This window comes from Nocardioides sp. CPCC 205120 (assembly GCF_048654585.1).
GTDB lineage: Bacteria > Actinomycetota > Actinomycetes > Propionibacteriales > Nocardioidaceae > Nocardioides.
In genome coordinates this window covers 1-22,170 of record NZ_JBMCYY010000003.1, presented here as the reverse complement: position 1 = coordinate 22,170, position 22,170 = coordinate 1, and the positions used below count along the sequence as shown (strand labels likewise).

Sequence of the window (22,170 nt, the reverse complement as noted above, 5' to 3'; positions counted from 1 at the left end):
GTCGGAGGACGGCGAGGTTCAGCTGGGCTGCAGCGTCATCCGGTAGGGGCGGGGTCTGAGTCAGGTCCGCAGCGAGACAGCGGAGGTTACGAAGCGTTGCGGTCCCGGGGCGCCTTGTTCGCCCCCCGCACCATCTGCACGATCGCGATGGTGCCGAAGAGTGCTGCGAGCACACCTAGCGCCTGCTGGGCCGCGTTGTCCTCGAACACTGCCCTGATCCCGCCGATCACGCACACCGCCAGGACGACGATCAACACCTTCTGCTGTCGGGTCATGTTCTTAGGCGGTTCGCCCAGCCTGACCGATGGCGAGCAGGCCCATGACCGTGAGACCGCCCCCGAGCGCAGCGGAGACGATGAAGGCAATCCGTCCTGCTGCCTCGGTGTTCGAGGCACTCGAGCTCTTCATGCGCTGATCCTGGCAGGACCGGGCATCGCCGGCATGTGATTGGGGAGGGTGCCGGTCGGGGCGCAGGTCCCCGTGGGCACCCTCCCGCTCGGTGGGTGGGGTCAGCTGCCGTCGCGGTCGGCATTCGTGCCGCCGTCGGTGGTGCGGCGGGGGTTCTCTTCTCGAGCTGGGCGGTGGCGCAGGACAGCGATACGCCGATCTCGCCGTCGCGCTCGTTGACCACGACGACGTCGCGGGTGCGCTTCTCTCCAGTCTCGCGGTCCTCCCAGGTCTCGGTCTCGACGTGGCCGTGGACCAGGACGCGGTCGCCGCGGGTGATGGTTTCGGCGATGTTCTCGGCCGGCTGGCCCCACACGGTGTCGCGGCCGGCGGGTCGCGGGGGCGGGGTCGTGACCGGTGGCTCAGGGCGGGCGCGGGATGATGGGTGGCGGACCCGCAGGAAGGACGCCGATGTCGCCGAGCACCCCGCGTCGCCGCCGGCGCCGCCTCCTCGCCGCGCTCGCGGCGGTGGTGGTCGTGGTGGTCGGGTTGCTCGTGCTCGACCGGGCCCTGCCCGGCGTCGAGGTGAGCACGGCGGGCGAGTCCAGCGCCCCCGCGCCGGGCTCCGACGTGTCAACGGGCTGGGTCCAGGTCGACCAACCCTTCCCCGAGGCCGCCCTCGGCGACCTCGACCGCCTCGTCCCAGGACCGGCCTCCGGCGACGACGGTCCTCGGTTCTTCAACGTCTGGGCGTCGTGGTGCGGACCGTGCGAGCGGGAGCTGCCCATCATGGAGGAGTTCTCCCGCACCTCCCCCGACGTCACCGTCGTCGGCGTCTCCCGTGACGCCGGCCGGGACGCGGCCGAGGGCGTCGTGGCGCAGCACGGCCTGTCGTTCGCCAACTTCCTCGACGCGGACGAGCGCTTCGCGAACCAGGTCGGCACCGCCGTCGACCGCCGCTTCCTCCCGGCCTCGTTCATCGTCGAGGACGGCCGCATCACCTGGGCCCACCTCGGCGAGTTCCGCTCCCTGGACGAGCTGCAGCGCGACGTCGCCCAGCGCCTCGGCACCTGAGCACCGCCGTTCCGGTGGTTGAGGTGGCCGCGCCGGCGGTCTCGAAACCAGGACTTGCTTCCCGGGCGTGGTTTCGAGGGGTTGCCAGAGCAACCCACCTCAACCACCGAAGAGGCCGGGGTGACCGCGTGCGTGTCCGGTGGTTGAGGTGGCCGCGCCAGCGGCCCTCGAAACCACGGTTCGGGGTTGCGGGTTCATCAGTTCCGCCGCGTGAACCTGAGCTTGCCGGTGCCGAGCCTCTCGGTCAGATAGGTCGGGTCGTGCGCGACGCGGTGGTGGCGCCAGCACAGCAGCCGCCCCCGTGCGACGGAGGTGCGTCCCCCGCGTGACCACGGGTCGTCGTGGTGGGCCTCGCACCGGTGCGGTGGGGCGTCGCACCCCTCGGCGGTGCAACCTCCGTCGCGCAGGATCAGCGCGATCCGCTGGGGCTTGGTGTGGAACCGCGCGGAACGGCCGAGGTCCAGGACCTCGCTCTTGGTGCCCAGCACCGCCGGGACCAGGTCGGCGCTGCACGCCAGCCGCCGGGCCTCACCCGGGGAGATGCGGTGACCGGTGTCCAACGAAGCCGCGGCCAGGCCGCCGGTGAGGGTGTCGAGCTGCATCGTGACGACCACGGTCGCGCCCGCACCGGCCGCGTCGGGGAGGTCGGCGTCACGCATCCGCTCGATCAGCTCGACGAACGCGAGGCCGCGCCTCTCCCACACCGGCCGGACGTCGGCGAAGTCAGCAGCGTCAGCAGCAGGGTCGACGTGCAGGTGGTCCCGGCGGGGCGAGGCGATGGCGTCGAGCATCTTGGTGAACATCGCGCCGTGCATCTCCGGCACCGTGAACTTCCCGTGGACGCAGCCGTGGCCGTCCTCGCGCATCGTGAGCCGGATCCGCGCAGCCGCCTCACGCTCCTCCTTCGCCAGCAGCTCCGCCTCACGCGCCTCACCGATCGCGGGCGCGACGATGTCGAGGATCCGACGACCCAGCACCCGCAGGTCCTTCGCGTCGTGATCGACCGCGAAGCCCACCAGCGCCTGCTCCGCCCGGCCCAGGACCTCCAGCTCGGCACCGGACTCGTTCGGGCCGTCGCCGAGGTCGTCAAGCGCTCGCACGATCACCTCGGCCTGGCCGGGTGACACGGAGCCAGAGGAGCAGGCAGCGACGAGAGCGTCGTACCGCTCGTCGGTGGCGACCGCGACGCGGACGCGGCGGTGGGCCTCGGCGCGCGTCACCTGCGTCGCGTTCGCGAACCACACCGCGGTCGACGGGGCACCGGTCTCGCCCTCGACCCGCACCTCGGCGGCGTGCGCCAGCAGCGTCGACTGCAGGGCGGCGAGGCGGTTCGCGGCCCGTTCGAGTTCGACGAGCGCGGCGCCCGTCTCGGTCGGGCCGAGCGTCAGAAGACCGAGGTCGAAGCCGTCGTCGAGATCCTCGTGCAGACGCGCGGCGACCCCGGCGATGGGGTGCAGCGCGGTCTCGGTCATGGATCCATCACACCAGCGACCACCGACACTTCCGGCCACGATCGACGGTTCTCCACAGAACTAGTTTGCGCAGGTCAGACGCGGCGCCCGCGCCCCCGGCCACCGGCGTACCCGGATGTGGTTTCGAGGGCCGCCGGCGCGGCCACCTCAACCACCGGATCAAGCACGGGCGCACCCACCTCAACCACCGGATCGCCGCCGCTGGCACGGGCACCTCGACCACCGACCCGCCGAGCACCTCGGCCACCTCAACCCCCGGATCGCCGCCGCTGGCACGGCCACCTCGACCACCGGACCCACCGCACCCCGCCACCGCGCACGACCTGCGCGTTCGAACACGTGTTCTATTCTTCGCCCGTGCCGCACCCGCCGTCCGACCCCGGGCCCGTCCGCCCCGCGCGGGTGCAGCACGTCTGGGTCGACCTCACGGGCCACTGGGTGCACCCGCAGGCGGGGCTGCTGATGATGTGGCGGCGCAGCCCGACCCGGCCGGGCGACTGGGACGCCTTCGTCGTCACGATCGACCAGGCGGCGCGGGCGCACGGCGGCTCACCGCGAGCGGTGCTCACCTGGGTCGAGGCCGCACACGTGCGCCCCGTCGACACCCGCACCCCCGGCCGACCGGCCGGCAACAGCCCGGGCCGCACCCCCGGTCGACCACCCGACCGAGCACCCGGCCCCGGCTCCGTCAGAGCAGCTCGAACCGGATCCCGGCCTGCTGGAGGCGGCCCGTGAGGTGGTCGCCCATGGCGGTCGCGGTCGTCACCATCCCGGCGGTCGACGGGTTGTCGTCGAGCAGCAGGCACAGCGCGGACTCGGCGAGCATCGTCGCGGTCTCGGTGTAGCCCGGGTCCCCGCCGCTCACCCGGGCGTGGACCGTGCGCCCGCCGCCCTCGGCGACGACGTCGACGGTGAACCAGGAGCGCTCGCGGCGCCGCTCGTCCGGCCCCTGCCCCTCGCCGACCTTGCGCTGCAGCGCGCGCCGCAGCGGCCCGACCTGCGCGGCGGCGGCCAGCGCGGAGACGCCCACGGCACCGCCGGCCGCGTAGCGCAGCGTCTTCGTGCCGGCGTAGTGGGAGTAGGTGAAGTCGGGGCCGTACGCCGGGTCCGCGGCCGCGCTGCGCACCACGACCATCGGGTCGATCGTGGGCAGCGGGAGCAGCCAGTAGCCCAGGACGGGGTCGCGGTGCGGCTTGCCCGCCGAGCCCCGCACGCGGCGGCCCTCCGGCCGGCCCTCGGCCTTGCGGCGCTCGGCGTGGGTGCGGCTCATCGTCCGCGCCCGGGCGAACTGCTCGAGCGCGGAGTTGAGCGTGCCGGACGACGACGAGGCGGCGGCCCGCACGACGCCGCGCGCCCGGATCGGCACGTCGTCGGGCAGCTGGCGCACCGCGAACCGCACGCCCAGGTCGTGCGGGATCGAGTCGAAGCCGCAGGCGTGCACGACGCGGGCGCCCGACGCCTCGGCCGCGGCGTGGTGGCGCAGCCAGACGTCGTCGACGAACTCCGGCTCGCCCGTGCTGTCGACGTAGTCGGTGCCGGCGGCCGCGCAGGCGGCGACGAGCGGCTCGCCGTACCGCAGGAAGGGCCCGACCGTCGTCAGCACCAGGCGCGTGCGCTCCGCCATCGCCCGCAGCGACGCGGCGTCGGAGGAGTCCGCGACCACGAGCTCGGGCGCGGCGGCGGACCCGGTCGGGAGGCCGTCCCGCACGGCTGCCAGCCGGCCCTCGTTCCGCCCGGCCAGCGCCCAGCGCAGGTCGGCGGGGGCGTGGCGGGCGAGGTAGGCGGCGGTGAGGCGACCGGTGAACCCGGTGGCTCCCAGGACGACGAGGTCGAGCTCGCGGTCAGCGCGTTCAGGCATGGCTCCCAACCTACGGCGCGGCGTACGTTGGGACCATGTGCCGCAACATCCGTCCGCTCAACAACTTCGAGCCGCCGGCGACCGACGACGAGGTGCAGGCCGCGGCGCTGCAGTTCGTGCGCAAGGTCAGCGGCACCACGAAGCCGTCGCAGGCCAACCAGGCGGTCTTCGACCGCGCCGTCGCCGAGATCGCCGCCATCACCCGGCAGCTCGTCGACGACCTGGAGACGAACGCCCCGCCGAAGGACCGCGACGTCGAGGCCGCGAAGGCACGCGCCCGCGCCGAGCTGCGCTACGCCCGCTGAGCCGCCCGTGACGCTCCTGCCCGCCCCGGGCGCCGGCCGCCCCACCGACCCCTCCGCCGACCCCTCCGCCGGCCCCTCCACGGGACCCGCCGGACGCTCGGCCGCGCCCGAGCACCGCTCCGCCGCCCTCGACCTGCTCGTCGGCCGGCGCCTCGTCGTGCTCGGCGGCGCGGGCCTGTCGACCGACTCGGGCATCCCCGACTACCGCGGCCCCGTGGCGCAGGGTCTGCCCCCGCGGCCGACGCCGATGACCTACGGCGACTTCGTCTCCGGCGAGGCGGCCCGGCAGCGCTACTGGGCGCGCAGCCACCTCGGCTGGGCCCGCATGCGGCACGCCGAGCCCAACCCCGGCCACCGCGCCCTCGCCCGGCTCGACCCCGAGCTGCTGATCACCCAGAACGTCGACGGTCTCCACGAGGCCGCCGGCACCCGCCGGGTCGTCGCCCTCCACGGCCGCATCGCCGACGTCGTGTGCCTCGACTGCCGCCGTACGTCGACCCGCGTCGCCCTGCAGCAGCGGATGGCGGCGGCGAACCCGGGCTGGGCCGAGCGGCACGCCGACGTCGAGGTCCGCCCCGACGGCGACGTCGCGCTCGACGAGACGCGCGACTTCGTGGTCCCGCCGTGCGAGGCGTGCGGCGGGGTGCTGAAGCCCGACGTCGTGTTCTTCGGCGAGAACGTGCCCGCCGCGCGGGTGGAGCGGTGCTTCGCGGCGCTGGACGCCCTCGACCCGGCCGACGGCGCGCTGCTGGCGGTGGGCACGTCGCTGACGGTGATGAGCGGCTTCCGGTTCGTGCGCCGCGCCGCCAAGGCGGGCCTGCCGGTCGTGGTGGTCAACCGGGGCGCGACACGTGGCGACGAGCTCGCGACGTACGCCGTGGAGGCGGGCTGCACGCCGTTCCTGCTCGACCTGGCAGCCCGGCGCCCGGTGGCCTAGCGCCCGGCAGCGGCCAGCGGGCCCGGCGACCACGGCCGGGTGGGCGGCACGATGCCCTGCTCGCGCGCCTCGCGGAGCAGCTCCTCGACGCGCCGCAGCTCGTCGTCGAGCCCGGGCTCGGCCGTCGTCGACGCCGGGCGCCCCGGTCCGGCCGCCGGGTCGTGGAGCGCGAGGCGGTAGTAGGTCTCCTCGAGGCCGAAGTCGAGGTCGGCCACGTGCGCGGTGTGCAGGTTCCCCTGCTCGTCGCGCAGGACGACGGTCTCACCGGGCTCGAGGCCGCGGGCGAGGCCGGTGGCGCCGTGGGCGAGCACGACGCTGCGCGAGCGCAGCGCGAACGGCGCAAGAGCGATGTCGATCGTCTCCACTGGTGGTTCCTCCCGGCCGGCGAGGGCCCCGCACCCTCGTCGCTCGCACCAACGAGCCGATCGGGTGGGGGTCACACCGGTCTGGACCACTCCGCCGCCTCGACGGGCGGACGGCGCGGGGGGGGCCGGTGACGGCGTCGCCCCTCACCCTCCCCGCGAGGGGCGACGCACGCACGACGCTACCGACGAACGGCCGCGCCGACCTCAAGGGAACCTCTGGAAATCCTCCGTTCCCGCCCCTGGTCCCGGGGGCGGGCGCAGGCCGGACGCGCGTCAGCTGCGGCGCACGAAGATGTGCTCGGCCGCCTCGGGGAAGATCTCGGCCGTCTCGCCGCCGGAGCCGACGAGCACGCCCTCGGAGGTGGCGACCACGGTGACGGTCTTGTCGGGCAGGGCGCCGACGCGGCGCAGCGCGCTCATCAGCGTCTCGTCCTTCTGCATCTCCTCGGAGATGCGGCGCACGTGCACGAGCGCCTCGCTCTCGCCGGCGACGGCCTGCAGCGACTCCACGCCCTCCATGAACGCCTCGGCCGACTCGATCTGGCCGAGCTCGTCGAGCCCGGGGATCGGGTTTCCGTACGGCGACTCGGTCGGGTTGTCGAGCAGCTCCAGCAGGCGCCGCTCGACGGTCTCGCTCATCACGTGCTCCCAGCGGCACGCCTCCGCGTGCACGAGCTCCCAGTCGAGCCCGATGATGTCGGTCAGCAGGCGCTCGGCGAGCCGGTGCTTGCGCATGACGCGCACGGCCAGGCGGCGCCCGTCGTCGGTCAGCTCGAGGTGGCGGTCGCCCTCGACGGTGAGCAGGCCGTCGCGCTCCATGCGCGCGACCGTCTGCGACACGGTCGGGCCCGACTGGTGGAGACGCTCCGCGATCCGCGCCCGCAGCGGGACGATCCCCTCCTCGACGAGCTCGTAGATCGTGCGCAGGTACATCTCGGTGGTGTCGATGAGATCGCTCACGGGACCCATTCTTGCCTACGGCGACGACGGCCGCAGAACCGCGAGCCGGGGCCCCTGCTTCCGCCCCCTGGCAGGCTGGTCGCGTGCCTGCCGACCACGCCGTCATGTGGTTCCGCCGTGACCTGCGTCTCGGCGACAACCCCGCGCTGCTCGCGGCCTGCGAGGCCGACGCGGTGCTCCCTCTCTTCGTCCTCGACCCGGCCCTGTGGGGCCCGGCCGGGGTGTCGCGCCGCTCCCACCTGACCGCAGCGCTGCGGGCCCTCGACGCCTCCCTGCGCACCCACGACGCGCGGCTCGCGCTCGTCCACGGCGACCCGGTCGAGCGGGTGGTCGCCGCGGCCCGCGAGGTCGGCGCCACCGCCGTCCACGTCAGCGCCGACTTCAACCCGTACGGCGCCGCGCGCGACGAGCGGGTCGCTGCGGCCCTGGCCGGGCACGGGATCGAGCTCGTGCGCACCGGGTCGCCGTACGCGGTGCCGCCGGGGACCGTGCGCAAGGCCGACGACTCGGCGTACGCCGTCTTCACCCCCTTCTCCCGGGCCTGGGCCGACCACGGCTGGGACGCCCCGGCCCCGGCGCCCACCCGGCTGCGCGGGCTGGCCCTGCAGGACACGGTCGACGTGCCCGGGGTCGACCTGCCGGAGGGGCTGCGGCTGCCCGACGCCGGTGAGGAGGCCGCGGCGCAGCGCTGGGCGGCGTACGTCGCCGACCACCTCGACGAGTACGCCGAGGGCCGCGACCGGCCCGACCTGGACGCCACCTCCAAGATGTCGGTGCACCTGAAGTGGGGCGAGATCCACCCCCGCACGATGCTGGCGGACCTGGGGCGCTCCGCCGGGCGCGGCCGCACCACCTACCGCACGGAGCTGGCGTGGCGGGAGTTCTACGCCGACGTGCTGCACCGCCGCCCGGACTCGGCGCGCCACTACCTGCGCCCGGAGTACGGCCAGATGGCCTACGAGGCGCCCGGCGAGGCGTTCGAGGCGTGGTGCGCGGGCCGCACCGGGTTCCCGATCGTCGACGCCGGGATGCGTCAGCTGCGCGGCGCGGGCTGGATGCACAACCGCCTCCGGATGATCACGGCGAGCTTCCTCGTCAAGGACCTGCACGTGGAGTGGCAGCACGGCGCGCGCCACTTCCTGCGCTGGCTCGTCGACGGTGACCTCGCCTCCAACAACCACGGGTGGCAGTGGACCGCCGGCAGCGGCACCGACGCCTCGCCGTTCTTCCGCGTCTTCAACCCCACGTCGCAGGGCCGCAAGTTCGACCCGCAGGGCGCGTACGTGCGGCGCTGGGTGCCCGAGCTGCGCGACCTGCCCGACGGCGCCGACGTCCACGACCCCGCGCCCGAGCACCGCACGGCGGTCGGCTACCCGGCGCCGGTGGTGGACCACAAGGCCGAGCGCGTCGAGGCCCTCGACCGCTGGGAGGCCATCCGGCGCTGAGCGTCGGGCTTCCCCGCTGTGCCACGATGGCGCCATGGTCGCTGTGAACGATCCAAGCTCTCCGTCGACCCCCTCCCCCACCGGCAGCACCTCGGGCGGCCCCGCCGTGCCCGAGGACGGCGCCTGGTGGCGGCACGCGGTGGTCTACCAGGTGTACGTCCGCAGCTTCGCGGACGGCGACGGGGACGGTGTCGGCGACCTGCCCGGCATCACCTCGCGCCTGCCGCACCTGCGCGACCTCGGCGTCGACGCCCTGTGGATCACGCCCTTCTACACCTCCCCCCAGCACGACCACGGGTACGACGTGGCCGACTACCGCGACGTCGACCCGCTGTTCGGCTCGCTCTCCGACGCCGACGACCTGCTGGCCCGCGCCCACGAGCTCGGCCTCAAGGTGATCGTCGACCTCGTGCCGAACCACACCTCCGACCAGCACCCGTGGTTCCAGGCCGCCCTGGCGGCGGGCCCGGGTAGCCCCGAGCGCGAGCGCTACATGTTCGTCGAGGGCCGCGGCCAGGACGGCGAGCTGCCGCCGAACAACTGGCCCAGCGTCTTCGGCGGCGACGCGTGGACGCGGGTCACCGAGGCCGACGGCACCCCCGGTCAGTGGTACCTGCACCTCTTCGACTCCACCCAGCCCGACCTGAACTGGCGCAACCCGGAGGTCGGCGACGAGTTCGAGTCCGTGCTGCGCTTCTGGCTCGACCGCGGCGTCGACGGGTTCCGCGTCGACGTGGCCCACGGCCTGTTCAAGCAGGAGGGCCTGCCCGACACCGAGCTGCCCGACCCCGACGCCGACGGGCCCGCCTCGATGGTCGAGCTCGCGGGCCTCGACGAGCCCATGTGGGACCAGCCGGAGGTGCACGAGGTCTACCGCCGCTGGCACCGGGTGCTCGCCGACTACGACGACTCCCCGCGGGGGCGGCGCATGGCCGTCGCCGAGTCGTGGGCCCGCACCGCCGAGGCGATCGCCCGCTACGTGCGCCCCGACGAGCTGCAGCAGTCGTTCAACTTCCACTGGCTCTCGGCGGCCTGGTCGGCGCAGGAGTTCGCGGACGTCGTCACCGAGACCCTCCCGTCGCTGCTGCCGTACGGCGCGACCCCCACGTGGGTGCTGAGCAACCACGACGTGGTGCGCCACGTGACCCGGTACGGCGGGGGCGAGCTCGGCCTGGCCCGTGGCCGTGCCGCCACGCTCGCGATGCTGGGCCTGCCGGGCTCGGCGTACCTCTACCAGGGCGAGGAGCTCGGCCTCGAGCAGGTCGAGGTGGCCCCGGAGGACCGCACCGACCCGTCGTGGTTCCGCACCAAGGACACCGCGAAGCCCGACATCGGGCGCGACGGCTGCCGGGTGCCGATCCCGTGGGACGACGAGCAGCCGCCGTACGCCTTCGGCCCGGCCGCTCCCGGCAGCCAGCCCTGGCTGCCGCAGCCGGACGGGTGGGCCGGCCTGAGCGTCGCCGCGCAGACGGGTGCGGCGGGCTCGACGCTCGAGTTCTACCGGCGGGCGCTGGCGGCACGACGCTCGTTCGCGCTCACGGCGGGCGAGTCCGTCGACCTGCTCGACGCGGGCCCGGACCTCTTCGCCTACCGGCGCGGGCCGCTGGTGTGCGTGCTCAACGCGGGCAGCGAGCCCGCGGACCTGCCGGACGGGGTCGGGGCGCTCGTGCTGAGCAGCGGCCCCGAGCCGACGAGCACCCTCGCCCCCGACACCGCCGCCTGGTTCCTCGACGCCTGAGCGCCAGGACGGCCCCGGCCACCGACGGCGGCCGGGCGCGTCCTAGCGCTGCGCCGAGACGGGCTCGACGGTGGAGTTGTAGCGGGTCAGCCCCGCGACGAGTTCGGCCAGCTCGTCGCTCGTCCAGCCCGCCATGGCGCCGAGGAAGCGGGCGCGGCGGGCCGCGTTGACCTCCTCGAGGCGTTCGCGGGCCAGGTCGGTCAGCCCGAGCACCAGCGCCCGGGCGTCGTCCGGGTCGGTGGTGCGCTCGACGAGGCCGAGGTCCACGAGCTGGTGGACCGTGCGGCTCATGGCCCCCTTGTCGACCCCGAGCGTGCAGCCGATGTCGGCCGCCCGCCCGGAGCCGTCGCGCGCCAGCTGGTCGAGCACGCCGTACCCCAGTGCCGACAGCCCCGGGGCCACGGCGTGACCGCGCTCGGCGACGCTGCGGCGCACGCGCCGCAGGAGCACCCAGAGCTCGTGCTCGAGGTCGCCGAGCACGGTCAGGTCGAGCTCGCTCATCGTCGTGTGCCCGCCTCGGTACGGCGCTCCCCGCCCGCCGCGGCCGGCACGGCCGGGGCCTCGCCGCCGACGGCGGCCGGCGCCTCGGGAGCGGCGGCCACGTCGAGCGTCGTGCGCAGCGGCACCTCGCGGATGGCGGTCACGAGCAGCAGGGCGACCACGGCGAACGGCACGGCCACGAGGAACAGCAGGGCGGTGGCGTCGCCGTACGCCCCCTGGAACACGTCGCGGACGGGGCCCGGCAGCGTGTCGAGGTCGGGCAGGGCGGTGCCGGACCCGCCGGCGTCGATGCCCAGGCGGGTGAGGCCCTCGGTCACGCTGTCCGCCACGCGGTGGCCGAGCAGCGCCCCCAGCGCGGCGACGCCGGCGGAGCCGCCGATCGAGCGGAAGAAGGTGACGAGGGCGCTGGCGGCGCCCATGTCGCGCTGCGCCGTCTGGTTCTGCACGGCGAGCACGAGGTTCTGCATCGTGGCGCCCAGGCCCACGCCGAGCACGACCATGAAGGCGCCGATCCGCACCAGGGAGGTCGTCTCGTCGATCGTCGACAGCAGGCCCAGGCCGATGACGACGGCGACCATGCCGGAGACGAGGAAACGCTTCCAGCGGCCCGTCTCGGAGATGATCCGGCCGGTGACGACGCTGGAGAGGAACAGGCCGGCGACCATCGGGGTGGACATCAGGCCGGCGTGGGTCGGGCTCATGCCGCGGGCGATCTGGAAGTACTGCGACAGGTAGACCGTCGAGCCGAACATGGCGACACCGACCATGACCGAGGCCAGGGTGGCCAGCGTCGTGGTGCGGTCGGCGAAGAGGCGCAGGGGGATGATCGGCTCGGCGACCCGCTTCTCGACGACCACGGCCGCGGCGAGGAGCACGAGGCCGCCGACGACCATGAGGGCGGTGGTGGGCGAGGCCCAGTCGAACTGGTGGCCGGCGAGCGAGACCCAGGCGAGCAGCACCGAGACGCCGCCGACGATGAGCAGCGCGCCGGGGTAGTCGATGCGCGTGCGGGTGCCGTCGGCGCGCGGGGCCGGGGCGGGCAGGTGCAGGGTGCGCTGCAGCACGACGAGGGCGATCAGCGCGACGGGGACGCCGATCCAGAAGGTCCAGCGCCAGCCGAGGCCGGGGGCGTCGACCACGAAGCCGCCGATGAGCGGGCCGCTGACGGTCGCCATGGCGAAGACGGCGCCGATGTAGCCGGAGTAGCGGCCGCGCTCGCGCGGCGTGACGATCGAGGCGATGACGACCATGACGAGGGCGGTCATGCCGCCGACGCCGAGACCGGTGACGGCGCGCGCGGCGATGAGCGCCCCCATGTCCTGCGCGAAGCCGGCGGCCACCGAGCCGACGATGTAGGTCACGAGCGCGACCTGCACGAGGCGCTTCTTGTCGACCAGGTCGGCGAGCTTGCCCCAGATCGGGGTGGACGCGGTCATGGTCAGCAGCGTGGCGACGACGACCCACGTGTAGCCCGCCTCGCCGCCGTCGAGGTCGACGACGATGCTGGGCAGCGCGTTCGTGACGATGGTCGAGGAGAGCATCGCGACGAACATCGCGAGCAACAGGCCCGACATCACCGTGAGGATCTCGCGGTGGGTCATGGGCACGTCGGCCCGGACCTCGGGGTCGACCGGGGAGTGGGGGTGGGTGGCGGTCGGTTCGTCGACCGCCCGGGACGGGTTCGTCGCCATGGGCAGCACCTTCGATCTCTGGGCGTGAGGAGCCGCGGGGTGGGCACGCGGCATTGGTTGTCTTGTGCAACCATACGCCGATGGTTGCAGATTGCAACCAATCGCGGGTGTGACCTCGGCCGCGGGGCCCGACCGTCCGCCGTACCCCGCCCTCCGCTCACCGCCGCGCCACCCCGCCGGGCCGCAAAGGTGGGAAATCGGGGGGTGACGGGTCAGAGTGGGGCCATGACGACGACGTCCTCGGTGCGCGTGTTCCTCGTCGACGACCACGAGGTGGTGCGTCGGGGACTCCGGGCGCTGCTGGAGTCCGACGGCGACCTCGAGGTGGTGGGCGAGGCCGGGACGTTCGCGGCCGGCCTGGAGGGCATCCTCGCGACCACGCCCGACGTGGCCGTGCTCGACGCACGCCTGCCCGACGGCTCCGGCATCGAGCTGTGCCGCGAGGTCAAGGCGGCGACGGAGGGCATCCGGGCGCTCATCCTCACCAGCTACGACGACGACGAGGCGCTGCAGAGCGCGGTCCTGGCGGGCGCGGACGGCTACGTGCTGAAGGAGATCGGCGGCAGCTCGCTGCTCAGCGGCGTGCGCGCCGTCGCCAGTGGCCACTCCCTCATCGACCCGATGGTGGCGATCCGGGCCATGGAGCGGCTGCGCGAGAACACCCAGCGCGGCAACGACGCCGATGCCTCCGCCCTGACGCCGCAGCAGCAGCGCATCCTCGCGCTCGTCGGCCGGGGAATGACGAACCGCGAGATCGCCGACGAGCTCTTCCTGTCGGAGAAGACCGTCAAGAACCACATCACGCACCTGCTGGCGCGCCTCGGCGTGAAGCGGCGCACCCAGGCCGCGCTCATCGCCGCCCAGATGCGGCTGACCGACCCGCCCCCGCGCCACTAGTCGTCACCGCGCCCGGGACGCCACCGCGGCGGGCCACGCCCGCCGGGGCGCACGGCTCAGCGCAGGAAGTCGACCAGGCTCGGCTGCAGGCACGACGCGGTGCGCACCGCACGGACGCGCCGGTGGTCGTGCAGGTCCACGACGGTCGCGAGGTCGCCCCCGGCGCCGTCGTCGGGACCGGCCCCCCACCGCGGCGGGTCGACGACGAGGACCCCGCCGGCTGCGAGCGTCCCGGCTTCCCGCCCCTCGCGGTCGCCCTGACCCTGACCCTCGCCCTCGCCCTCGCCCTCGCCCTGGCTGGCGGTCTCCAGTCCCTCGATCGCCCCGACCCGCGCCACGATCGCGTGGTGCTGCTCCCCGAGCAGGTGGGCCCACGGCTCGGGCGCGTCCGCGGCGAGTTCGCGCAGCGACGCACCCGGTGGCAGGCCCAGGCCGGCGGCGAGGTCGTCCGCGACCACCGCGCGCAGCAGCTCGACGCCGCGCAGGGTGGCCAGGATCGCGTCGGCGCCCGCAGCGCCGACCGCGGGCCCACCCACCGGCCGGCCGGCGCCACCGCCGTCCGCGGAGACCCGGCCCGTCGCGGCGAGGTCGTCGTGGAGCGCATCGAGCAGGTCGCGCTCCCGCCACAGGATCATCCACAGCTCCTCCACGTCCCCACCCCCTCGTCCCGGGCACCCGCCCGTCCGCCGCCTGGCCGCGTCCGTCGCGACCCCCCTCCGATCGGCGTGGTCACGACTGCCCTGAGGGGTTCGTCGGTGCTTTCCGGAACAGCGTTCTCCCCACGCCGCCGGTGCTGCCGGGCGCGGCGGGCCACGACGGGCCGCGACGACGCGGCCTTGCGCCGTTCTTGAGCCTTGCTTGCACCCCCCTTCGGACCCGTCGGGACCGGGACCTCCTGCATGACCATCCCGGACTAGACGGTCTGGGCCGAAGGTCCCGGCCACCGCGCCGCTTCAGTCCGATTAGCACCTGGGCCCGTGCTTCTCACCGGGGACGCGCCGACGATTGAGTCATGAGCCTGAACGCAGCCCACGACCAGGAAGTGCTGGTCACGTCGCACGTCGCCCTGGTCGGTCACATCGTTCGCGAGACGATGACGCGCGTCCCGGCCCACGTCAGCCGTGACGACCTCACCTCCGCCGGTCTGACCGCGCTCGTGCAGGCCGCGCAGAGCTTCGAGGAGGACCGCGGGGTCCCCTTCACCCGGTACGCCGCCCGCCGCATCCGCGGCGCGATCCTCGACGAGCTGCGCAGCGTCGACTGGGCCTCCCGGTCGGTTCGCCGCCGCGCCCGCGACCTCGACGAGACCCGGACGCGGCTCGCCGCCTCCCTGGGCCGCCCGGCGCGCGCCGAGGAGGTCGCCACCGCGACGGGCCTCTCGGTCTCCGAGGTGGAGTCCAACGACGACGACATCGCCCGGGCGCAGGTGCTCTCGCTGCACGGCACCACGGGCACCGCGCTCGAGGACACCCTCGTCAGCGACACCGCGTCGCCCGAGGAGGTCCTCGAGCACCGTGAGCAGCTGCAGTACCTCGTGGCGGCCGTGGCCGAGCTCCCCGACCGCCAGCGCACCGTCGTGGAGGGCTACTTCTTCGCCGAGCGCCCGATGGCCGAGATCGCGGCGGAGCTCGGCGTCAGCGAGTCCCGGATCTCCCAGATCCGCGCCGAGGCCCTCGTGCTCCTGCGCGACGCCCTGCACCACGCGCTCGCGCCCGAGCTCGTGCAGCCCGCCGCGCGCCCGGGAGGCTGTGCGGCGCGTCGGCGTGACACCTACGTGAGCGCCGTGATGGCCCGTCACGCGGCCAGCGCCGGTCGTACGGCGGGTGCCGCCGGCGTCGCGGTCTGATCCCAGGCTCGGCCCGTCCGGGCGGTGTCGCCCGGGCGCCGGGTCAGTGGTCGCGCAGCATCTCGATGAGCTCGTCCTTGCGCTTGCCGGAGTAGCCCGACAGGCCGAGCTCCTTCGCCCGGCCGCGCAGGTCGTCGACGGTCCACTCCTCGTAGGCCGGCGACGAGCCGCCACGCTTGCCGACCTTGCTCGCGCCGTCCCGGGCGGTCGCGTTCGCGATGCGCGCGGCCTTCTCCTTGGACGCGCCGTCGTCGCGCAGGTCCTCGTACACCTTCTTGTTCTTCACGCTGGGTCCGGGGTCACGCTTCTCGGTCGCCACGGCGTCCTCCTTCGTCCCTGTCGCAGGTGCCGTCGACCGTAGCGCGCTCGCCGTGGGTGCGCGCCGGACCGCGTCCCGCACGGCCCGGTGGTCGGCGGGGCTCACCTCGAGGAACCCCGGGCGGAAGACGACCCCCCAGCCCGGCGCGTCGCGCACGAACGACAGCTCACCGAGCAGCCCCTGCACCTCGGGCTCCCCGCCGGCGTCGAGCTCGACGTCGATGCACCACGAGCCGTGGACGTCCCCCTCGAGCTGGTACGGCGCGTCCCCCCGCACGAACCCCGCGGCCGTGAAGCGCCGCACCGGCGGGCCGGCCTTGTTGCGCTCGCGGGGCGAGTAGACGACGACGCCGTCCCCGGCCGCGGTGCGCCGCAGCCGTCCCTCCCCCGTGGCGGAGAGGCGCAGCCGCCCTTCCGCGCGAGCGCGCAGCGCGTCCTCCCGGCTCAGCACGAACAACCAGTGACGGGTGGGGCGCTCGGCCCCGGTGACGTCCGTCGGCATCGGCGGCTCCTTCGACTCACCGCGGCGCCAGGTGCGCCGCAGGCGACCGATGTTGGTCCGGGCCCGCGCGGTGCGGGTTCCCGTCGACGGGCCTGGGGACGACCGGATCCGGACGCCGCGTTGTGGACGGTTACCGGCCCTGTGGAGGACCGGTCGCGCCGACGACCGCACCCCTCGACGCTGGAGCCATGACGACGAACGACCACCGCACCCCCGGACCATCAGAGCCTCCCCGGCCGCCGACCTCCGCCGCCTCGTCCGGGCCCGGGGCCCCCGGCCGCTTCCCGGCGCCCGACGCCCCGCCGCTGGTGGTGCGCACCCAGGCCGACCTCGAACGCGCCTGGACGCGGCTGATGAGCCCGCTCGGGTTCTCAGCGGCCGCGTTGTGGATCGGGTTCGTCGACGCCGAGACCGACGCCCTGCTGGCGCAGCTCGTCGAGGTCAGCGACCTGCCGCCGACGATGGACGCCGACGACGTCGAGTCCCTCGCCTCGCTGCTGCGCCACCTCGACGCGACCGCCCTCGGCGGCTCCCACCGGTTCGCCTTCCTCGTCGCACGACCCGGTCCCGACGCCGTGACGGACCGGGACCGGGCGCACGCACGCGGCCTGCTCGAGGCCTGCGCCCGCGCGGGCACCAGCCACGAGGTGGTGCACGTCGCCACGGCCCGCCGGGTGCGCCCGGTGCCGCTGGACGACGTCGCGCCCGTGCCGGACCAGCCGCCACACCCCTGACCCGCCGCGGCCCGGGCCCTCAGCGGCCCGGCCCCTCAGCGTTCGAGCAGCGTGATGACCTCGTGGTGCGCGGTGTGCGGGAACATGTCGAGCAGCCGGGCCCGCACCGGACGCAGGGAAGGCATCGCCGCGAGGTCCCGGGCGAGCGTCCGCGCGTTGCAACTGGAGTAGACGACGTGGCGCACGGTCGAGGCCTCGAGCCACGCCGCGAGCCGGTCCCCGATCCCCCGTCGCGGCGGGTTCACCACGACGAGGTCCGGCGCCGCCCCGCCCTCGAGGGCCGTGGTCGCGTCGCCGGCGCGGAAGCGGGCGTCGAGACCCAGCTCGCGGGCGCTGCGGGTGGCGCTCTCCACCGCTGCAGCGCTCACCTCCACGCCCAGCACGTCGCGTCCCCGGCCGGCGACGTGGAGCGCGAAGCCGCCGACGCCGCAGTAGAGGTCACCGACGCTGCGCGGCGTGGCCTCCTCGACCCACGCCCGCCCCTGGCGGTAGAGCGCCGCCGCGACCTCGGTGTTGGTCTGGAAGAAGCTCTGGGGCAGCAGGTGGAGGTCGACGTCGTTGACGCGCATCCGCAACGACGCCTCGTCGGTCAGCACGATCTCCCGGTCGCCCTCGAGCACCGCCTTGTGCTCGGGCTGCAGGTTCACCGACACCACCCGCGCGCCGGGCAGGTCAGCGAGCAGCGCCGGCAGGTGCTTGCGCAGCCGGCTCACCGCCTCCTCCGAGCGCAGCACCAGCCGCACCATGAGCTCCCCGTCGGGTGAGCTGGTGACGAGGAGGTGCTTGAGCTCGCCGCGGCGGGTGGTCACGTCGTACGGCGTGACCCGGGCCCGCGCCACCGCGTCGGCGAGCGCGGGCAGCGCCGCGACGATCGGGGCCTCGTGCAGGGGGCAGTCGCGCAGGTCGACCCCGCGGCCGCGGGGGTCGAGGATCCCGAGGGTCGGGGCGTCGACGGTGCCCCCGACGACCATCTTGGCCTTGTTGCGGAAGTGCGCGGTGCGACTGCGCACCGTCGGCTCCCACACGAGGCCGTGCCGCTCACCGACCAGGGAGCGGACGTCGTCCTCGAGCGCCTGCACCTGCACGTCGTAGGGCCGGTCGAGCCAGCCGCAGGATCGGCAGCGGCCCGTGTCGAAGTGGCCGCAGGGGGTGCCGCGCGAGAGCAGGTCGACGCCGGCGCTCACCGCCGCGCCGCCACGACGCCCGTCCCGAACCCGACCACCCGGCGACGGTAGCAAGGCGCCACCGCCCGGGCACCACCGCGAGCCGTCGCACGCCTGCGACCCTCACGGAGGGGTGCCATGCTGCCGCCATGCCCGTCCTCGCCGCGGCCCTCGTGGTCGGTCTCGCCCTCGTCGGCCTCGTGGCCCTCGTGCTCGGGATCGCGTTCCTCGTCCACCGCCCGCGCAGCGGCCGGCGGCGGCTGCGCGGCGGCGCGACGCTGCTGGTGCTCGGCGTCGCGGCCCTCGTCGTCGCCGAGCTGGGCCCGCGACAGCTCGCCGAGTCGCTGCCGGCGGACGACGAGTGCCTGCCCGCGGGGATCGACGTCGACCTGAGCGCCGTCCCGGTGGCCCTGCAGCTGCTCGGCGGCCAGGTGGAGGGCACGGCGCGCCTCGACGAGGCGGGGCTGCAGCGCTTCGTCGAGCAGGAGCTCGAGGGCTCGGTCTTCGCCGACGCGGACCCCACGGTGGACCTCGGTGGGGGCGAGATCACCCTCGAGCTGGCGTACGACGCCGTGCTCGGGTCCATCCCGCTCTCCGCCGGCGTCGTGCCCTCCCTCGAGGACGGCGCGCTGGCGCTCACCCCGTCGGAGGTCTCGGTCGCCGGCATGGACGCTCCCGGGTGGATGGTCGACGCCGTCGTGACCCTGGGGCTCGACGACACCCTCGCGGAGGCGATGGCCGGGGACGACGACACCTGCGGCACAGGGGACGCCGGGGACGACGCCGGGGCTGGCGTGCGGCTCGACGACGTCGTGGTGACCGAGCGGCTCGAGGTGGCGTTCACCGTCCCCGTCGGGTGAGCGTCGGGCGGCCCGCCCCTCGGGAGGCGTGCTTTCTGCCAGCTTTGATGTAACACTCCCGGTGTCACATTCGGCTGCAGGAGGTACGACGTGGTGTTCTCCCCGCTGGTCCACACGCGCCAGGGATCCGGTGAGCCGGTCGTGCTCATCCACGGCATCGGTCACCGCCGCCAGGCCTGGGGCCCGGTCTTCGACCGGCTCTCCGAGCGGTACGACGTGATCGCCGTCGACCTCGCCGGCTTCGGCGAGTCCCCCGCCTTCCCCGCCGGCGTGCCGTACACGATGGACGTCGCCTGCGAGCACCTCGGCGAGCAGTTCGCCGCCTGGGGCGTCGAGCGCCCGCACGTCGTGGGCAACTCCCTGGGCGGGGCGATCGCCCTCGAGCTGGGCGCCCGCGGCCTGGCCTCGTCGGTCACCGCGCTCAGCCCGGCCGGCTTCTTCGGTCGCTTCGACCGCTACCAGGCGCTCGGCATCCTGTCGGTGCTGCGCCTGGTCGCCCAGCTGCCCGACCGCCTGCTCGCCGTGGCCGCCCGCTCGGCGCTCGGGCGCCGCCTCATCGGCCTGGCCCTGTACGCCCACCCCGAGCGGCACGACCGTGAGCGCACGTACGGCGACGCGCTGGCCCTCAAGCACTGCGAGGGCTTCGAGGCGGTCGCGAAGGAGGGCCTCGACTACGAGTTCGCCCTCGACGTCACCGTCCCCACGACGGTCGCCTGGGGCACGAAGGACCGGATCCTCCCCTACCGCCAGTCCGCCCGCGCGCGCCACCGGTTGCCACAGGCGCACCACGTGCCGCTGGTCGGCGCCGGCCACGTGCCGATGAGCGACAGCCCCGACGAGATCGTCGCCCTCGTGGACGCGACCGTCGGGCGCGCCCGCACGGGCGCCGCCGCCTGACCCCAGCTGCGCTCTGCCACCCTGGGGTGGTGACCCCGCCCTGGCCGCTGCCCCACCGCACCGACCTGCGTGACCGCCTGCTGGCGGCGTACGCCGACGGGCGCGGGTACCACGACGTCCGGCACCTCACCGAGGTGCTCGACCGGCTCGCCGAACTGGGGTGGGCCGAGGACCTCGAGGTGGTGCTCGCCGCCTGGTTCCACGACGCCGTGTACGACGGTCTCCCCGGTGCGGAGGACCGCTCCGCGGCGCTGGCCGAGCGCGAGCTGGTCGGTGAGGACGTCGACCACCGCGAGGTCGCCCGCCTCGTGCGCGTCACCGCCGACCACTCCCCCGCCCCGCAGGACGCGCGCGGCGCCGCCCTCTGCGACGCCGACCTCGCGATCCTCGCGGCGCCGGCCGAGCGGTACGCCGACTACGTCGTAGGGGTCCGCCGGGAGTACGCCGCGGTGCCCGACGACGCCTTCCGTCGCGGCCGCCTGGCGGTCCTGGAGGACCTGGCCGGCCGCACCCACCTCTTCCGCACGTCGTACGCCCGGGAGCACTGGGGCGCGCCGGCCCGCAGGAACCTGGCCGCCGAGATCGCGACGCTGCGCGCGGGCTGAGGCGCTGCCAGGGGCGCTACCGGGGGCGCTTGGGTCGGCGCAGGCCCGCCGCGGCCAGTCGGCCGACCAGCTCCCGCGAGCGCACCACCTGCGCCCCCGCTGCGACGGCTGCGTCGAACAGGTCGTCGGGGATGTCGTAGTGGTCGCGGTCGAAGGCACGCGGCGGCACCCCGAGCGCGGCGGCGAAGGCGTGCAGCTCGTCGTACGAGGTGTCGGAGACCAGGTGCGACCACCAGCGGTCCCGCCACTGCACCTGCGGCGGGTCGATGAGGATGGTCACGGGGGAAGGGTAGTGCCGCGCTCGAGCGGCTCCGGAGGACGGCGGCCGGCGCCCCAGGGGGACGCCGACCGGCCCGTCAGTCCTCGGAGCGGTCGAGCTCCTTCTCGAGAGCAGCCGCGCGCTCGCCGGCGTCGGTGACGTCGTCACCGTCGATGGCGTGCGTGCGGTGGAACCACTCGAGGGCATCGGAGCCGCGACCGGCCGCGAGCAGCGCCTCGGCGTAGACGTACCGCAGGCGGACGACCCACGCCGCCCGGGTCTTGTTGTTCAGCGGGGCCTGCTCGAGGGTGCGGAGCGCCGCGTCGTGCTGACCGAGGTCGAGGCGCGCACCGGCCTCGACGATCGTCATCTCCGCCTTCGCCTCGACCGGGAACCCGGCCACGGAGGGGCTGTGGGCGAGCTTGAGCGCCTGCTCGGGCTGGCCCAGCGCGCGGTGGCAATCGGCCATGATCGGCAGGTACGCCGTCACGCCGTTCATCCGCTTCGCGGCGCGCAGCTCGGCGAGCGCCTCCTTGTAGTGACCGGCGGCGTACGCGGCCTCACCGACGGCCTCGCGCACCATCGCCAGGCGGGCGGCGCGCGCCCGCGCAGCCAGGGTGTGCTGGTACGCCGTCTCGGGGTCGCTGTCGATGAGCCGGCTAGCCGCCACGAGGTGGCGCGCGACGCGGGCCGCGAGCTTCTCGGGGAGACCCTTGAGCTGCGCGGCGAGGTTGCGGTCGAGCTCCTTGCCGGTGATGTCGTCCTCGAGCGGGGGGCCGTCGTACACGGCCTGGTCGACGGTGCGCTCCACACGGTCACGCTGCTCGCCCGACCGGTACGGCCGATCCGAGCGCGGGCCACCGGGCCCACCCGAACGACCCGCACCGGGACCACGTCGGTCACCGCCGCGAGGGGCGCCGCCGCGGCCACCGCCGCCGCTGCGTCCCTCACCGCCGGCACCGGGGCGACCGGAGCCACCGCCAGCGCCACCGCCGGGGCCACGACGCGGCCCACCCGAGGGGCCGCCGTCCTTGCTGCCACCGCCGTAGCCGCGACCGCCACCTCCGGCCGACGAACCGCCGGAGGACGCACCTCCCGGTCGTCCGCCCGGGCGCTGGGGCCGGCCGCCCCCGCTGCCACCCTGGCGGGGGCCTCCTGAGGACCGACGTCCCTTGCTGCTGTCGTCTGCCACGGCTGTCTCCTCGTACGTCGCGATCAGGGCGCTCGCAACGCCCCAGAAAAGAGACTAGGGGCTGTCACGACGCGGTGCGTCGTGACAGCCCCTAGGAAAGAATGTCCGGCGGCGTCCTACTCTCCCACGACCTCCCGGTCGCAGTACCATCGGCGCTGAGAGGC

Annotated in this window: 24 protein-coding genes; 11 read left to right on the top strand and 13 right to left on the bottom strand. The window is 74.7% G+C overall.

The annotated features are described in order from the left end of the window. Positions 1-86 precede the first annotated feature (86 nt). On the bottom strand, positions 87-275 hold the full coding sequence (locus ACOACO_RS15910; protein ID WP_420297272.1) for a hypothetical protein: 189 nt from the start codon (positions 273-275) through the stop codon (positions 87-89). Beyond that, entirely contained in the window at positions 272-763 is a 492-nt protein-coding gene (locus ACOACO_RS15905; RefSeq protein ID WP_420297271.1) for a single-stranded DNA-binding protein, read from the bottom strand. The genes ACOACO_RS15910 and ACOACO_RS15905 overlap by 4 nt, the downstream gene beginning before the upstream one ends. 95 nt (positions 764-858) lie before the next feature. On the opposite strand from ACOACO_RS15905, the gene ACOACO_RS15900 reads away from it, so the two are divergent. Continuing rightward, positions 859-1,461, top strand: a complete 603-nt coding sequence (locus ACOACO_RS15900) for a TlpA family protein disulfide reductase (protein WP_420297270.1) — start codon at positions 859-861, stop codon at positions 1,459-1,461. Positions 1,462-1,658: 197 nt separating this feature from the next. Here the strand turns inward: ACOACO_RS15900 and ACOACO_RS15895 are convergent, their stop codons facing one another. Together ACOACO_RS15895 and ACOACO_RS15890 are read right to left on the bottom strand one after the other, a co-directional pair. Further along, the gene (locus ACOACO_RS15895; RefSeq protein ID WP_420297269.1) at positions 1,659-2,933 is read right to left on the bottom strand and encodes a DUF222 domain-containing protein; all 1,275 of its coding nucleotides are present in this window, start codon (positions 2,931-2,933) and stop codon (positions 1,659-1,661) included. 688 nt (positions 2,934-3,621) lie between these two features. Continuing rightward, positions 3,622-4,791, bottom strand: a complete 1,170-nt coding sequence (locus ACOACO_RS15890; RefSeq protein ID WP_420297268.1) for a saccharopine dehydrogenase family protein — start codon at positions 4,789-4,791, stop codon at positions 3,622-3,624. Positions 4,792-4,826: 35 nt separating this feature from the next. Between ACOACO_RS15890 and ACOACO_RS15885 the strand changes: the two genes are divergently transcribed. Next, entirely contained in the window at positions 4,827-5,096 is a 270-nt protein-coding gene (locus ACOACO_RS15885) for a DUF2277 domain-containing protein (RefSeq protein ID WP_420297267.1), read from the top strand. Positions 5,097-5,103: 7 nt separating this feature from the next. Next, positions 5,104-6,033 carry an NAD-dependent protein deacetylase gene (locus ACOACO_RS15880; RefSeq protein WP_420297266.1) on the top strand — a complete coding sequence of 310 codons (930 nt, stop codon included), beginning with the start codon at positions 5,104-5,106 and terminating at the stop codon, positions 6,031-6,033. Here ACOACO_RS15880 and ACOACO_RS15875 read toward each other — a convergent pair. Beyond that, positions 6,030-6,398 (bottom strand): hypothetical protein, encoded by a 369-nt coding sequence (locus tag ACOACO_RS15875; RefSeq protein WP_420297265.1) that lies wholly within the window; start codon positions 6,396-6,398, stop codon positions 6,030-6,032. The genes ACOACO_RS15880 and ACOACO_RS15875 overlap by 4 nt on opposite strands. A 273-nt stretch (positions 6,399-6,671) precedes the next feature. After that, positions 6,672-7,358, bottom strand: coding sequence for a metal-dependent transcriptional regulator (locus ACOACO_RS15870; RefSeq protein WP_420297264.1), 687 nt, complete (start codon positions 7,356-7,358; stop codon positions 6,672-6,674). 83 nt (positions 7,359-7,441) lie between these two features. On the opposite strand from ACOACO_RS15870, the gene ACOACO_RS15865 reads away from it, so the two are divergent. Together ACOACO_RS15865 and ACOACO_RS15860 are read left to right on the top strand one after the other, a co-directional pair. Continuing rightward, positions 7,442-8,803, top strand: a complete 1,362-nt coding sequence (locus tag ACOACO_RS15865) for a cryptochrome/photolyase family protein (RefSeq protein ID WP_420297263.1) — start codon at positions 7,442-7,444, stop codon at positions 8,801-8,803. A gap of 34 nt (positions 8,804-8,837) precedes the next feature. Next, the gene (locus ACOACO_RS15860) at positions 8,838-10,541 is read left to right on the top strand and encodes a glycoside hydrolase family 13 protein (RefSeq protein WP_420297262.1); all 1,704 of its coding nucleotides are present in this window, start codon (positions 8,838-8,840) and stop codon (positions 10,539-10,541) included. Positions 10,542-10,583: 42 nt separating this feature from the next. Here the strand turns inward: ACOACO_RS15860 and ACOACO_RS15855 are convergent, their stop codons facing one another. Both ACOACO_RS15855 and ACOACO_RS15850 read right to left on the bottom strand, forming a co-directional pair. After that, on the bottom strand, positions 10,584-11,042 hold the full coding sequence (locus tag ACOACO_RS15855) for a MarR family winged helix-turn-helix transcriptional regulator (protein WP_420297261.1): 459 nt from the start codon (positions 11,040-11,042) through the stop codon (positions 10,584-10,586). Next, positions 11,039-12,733, bottom strand: coding sequence for an MDR family MFS transporter (locus ACOACO_RS15850; protein ID WP_420297260.1), 1,695 nt, complete (start codon positions 12,731-12,733; stop codon positions 11,039-11,041). The genes ACOACO_RS15855 and ACOACO_RS15850 overlap by 4 nt, the downstream gene beginning before the upstream one ends. A 225-nt stretch (positions 12,734-12,958) precedes the next feature. On the opposite strand from ACOACO_RS15850, the gene ACOACO_RS15845 reads away from it, so the two are divergent. Continuing rightward, the gene (locus tag ACOACO_RS15845) at positions 12,959-13,630 is read left to right on the top strand and encodes a response regulator (RefSeq protein ID WP_420297259.1); all 672 of its coding nucleotides are present in this window, start codon (positions 12,959-12,961) and stop codon (positions 13,628-13,630) included. A gap of 56 nt (positions 13,631-13,686) precedes the next feature. Here ACOACO_RS15845 and ACOACO_RS15840 read toward each other — a convergent pair whose 3' ends face one another. Then, positions 13,687-14,280, bottom strand: coding sequence for a hypothetical protein (locus ACOACO_RS15840; RefSeq protein ID WP_420297258.1), 594 nt, complete (start codon positions 14,278-14,280; stop codon positions 13,687-13,689). Between the two features lie 362 nt (positions 14,281-14,642). On the opposite strand from ACOACO_RS15840, the gene ACOACO_RS15835 reads away from it, so the two are divergent. After that, on the top strand, positions 14,643-15,476 hold the full coding sequence (locus tag ACOACO_RS15835) for a sigma-70 family RNA polymerase sigma factor (protein ID WP_420297257.1): 834 nt from the start codon (positions 14,643-14,645) through the stop codon (positions 15,474-15,476). A 43-nt stretch (positions 15,477-15,519) separates the two neighbouring features. On the opposite strand, the gene ACOACO_RS15830 is transcribed toward ACOACO_RS15835, so the two are convergent. After that, positions 15,520-16,296 carry a DUF7218 family protein gene (locus ACOACO_RS15830; protein WP_420297256.1) on the bottom strand — a complete coding sequence of 259 codons (777 nt, stop codon included), beginning with the start codon at positions 16,294-16,296 and terminating at the stop codon, positions 15,520-15,522. A gap of 188 nt (positions 16,297-16,484) precedes the next feature. On the opposite strand from ACOACO_RS15830, the gene ACOACO_RS15825 reads away from it, so the two are divergent. Continuing rightward, positions 16,485-17,030: a hypothetical protein gene (locus ACOACO_RS15825; RefSeq protein WP_420297255.1), complete on the top strand. Its 546-nt coding sequence runs from the start codon at positions 16,485-16,487 to the stop codon at positions 17,028-17,030. A 35-nt stretch (positions 17,031-17,065) separates the two neighbouring features. On the opposite strand, the gene rlmC is transcribed toward ACOACO_RS15825, so the two are convergent. Next, complete coding sequence (gene rlmC / locus ACOACO_RS15820) at positions 17,066-18,214, bottom strand: 23S rRNA (uracil(747)-C(5))-methyltransferase RlmC (RefSeq protein WP_420297254.1); 1,149 nt, start codon at positions 18,212-18,214, stop codon at positions 17,066-17,068. Between the two features lie 128 nt (positions 18,215-18,342). On the opposite strand from rlmC, the gene ACOACO_RS15815 reads away from it, so the two are divergent. The 3 genes from ACOACO_RS15815 to ACOACO_RS15805 all read left to right on the top strand — a co-directional run bounded on the left by ACOACO_RS15815 (position 18,343) and on the right by ACOACO_RS15805 (position 20,555). Beyond that, complete coding sequence (locus ACOACO_RS15815; RefSeq protein WP_420297253.1) at positions 18,343-19,053, top strand: hypothetical protein; 711 nt, start codon at positions 18,343-18,345, stop codon at positions 19,051-19,053. Between the two features lie 90 nt (positions 19,054-19,143). Next, positions 19,144-19,950, top strand: coding sequence for an alpha/beta fold hydrolase (locus tag ACOACO_RS15810; protein WP_420297252.1), 807 nt, complete (start codon positions 19,144-19,146; stop codon positions 19,948-19,950). Between the two features lie 29 nt (positions 19,951-19,979). Continuing rightward, positions 19,980-20,555, top strand: a complete 576-nt coding sequence (locus ACOACO_RS15805; protein WP_420297251.1) for a hypothetical protein — start codon at positions 19,980-19,982, stop codon at positions 20,553-20,555. Positions 20,556-20,571: 16 nt separating this feature from the next. Here the strand turns inward: ACOACO_RS15805 and ACOACO_RS15800 are convergent, their stop codons facing one another. Beyond that, positions 20,572-20,835 (bottom strand): DUF4031 domain-containing protein, encoded by a 264-nt coding sequence (locus tag ACOACO_RS15800; RefSeq protein WP_420297250.1) that lies wholly within the window; start codon positions 20,833-20,835, stop codon positions 20,572-20,574. 76 nt (positions 20,836-20,911) lie between these two features. Further along, positions 20,912-21,625, bottom strand: a complete 714-nt coding sequence (locus ACOACO_RS15795) for a tetratricopeptide repeat protein (RefSeq protein ID WP_420297249.1) — start codon at positions 21,623-21,625, stop codon at positions 20,912-20,914. Between the last annotated feature and the right edge of the window lie 545 nt (positions 21,626-22,170).